The 398-nt window shown below is 47.2% G+C and carries 1 protein-coding gene; it reads left to right on the plus strand.

Annotated features, from left to right (window positions below):
* Positions 1-398 (plus strand): IS66 family transposase (locus C1E99_RS12690; protein ID WP_153060254.1); only part of this gene is annotated, 398 nt, incomplete at both ends.

A 398-nucleotide genomic window follows, 5' to 3' on the forward strand; every position in this document is an offset into this window, starting at 1 on the left:
AAAAATGGAATTACCCTTTATCATCATGACAAACGACGGAGTGGCTTGGTTGTGGAGGAATTTCTAGGGGATTATGCGGGCTACGTTCATTGTGACATGTGGAGTGCTTATCGTCAATTAGACAAGGCTCAGCTGGTTGGCTGTTGGGCTCACGTCAGACGAAAGTTTTTTGAGGCGACTCCTAAGAAGACAGACAAAACTTCTTTAGGAGCTAAGGGTTTAGCCTATTGCGACCGCCTATTTGCCCTGGAGAATGACTGGGCTGACTTGTCTACTGAGGAGCGGCTGCATAAACGACAGACAGAATTAACTCCCTTGATGGACGAGTTCTTTGATTGGTGTCGCAATCAGGCTGTCTTGCCAGGCTCCAAATTGGGTACTGCAATAGAGTATAGCCG

The sequence above is a fragment of the Streptococcus suis genome (assembly GCF_002964045.1).
In the GTDB taxonomy this organism is placed as follows: domain Bacteria; phylum Bacillota; class Bacilli; order Lactobacillales; family Streptococcaceae; genus Streptococcus; species Streptococcus suis_U.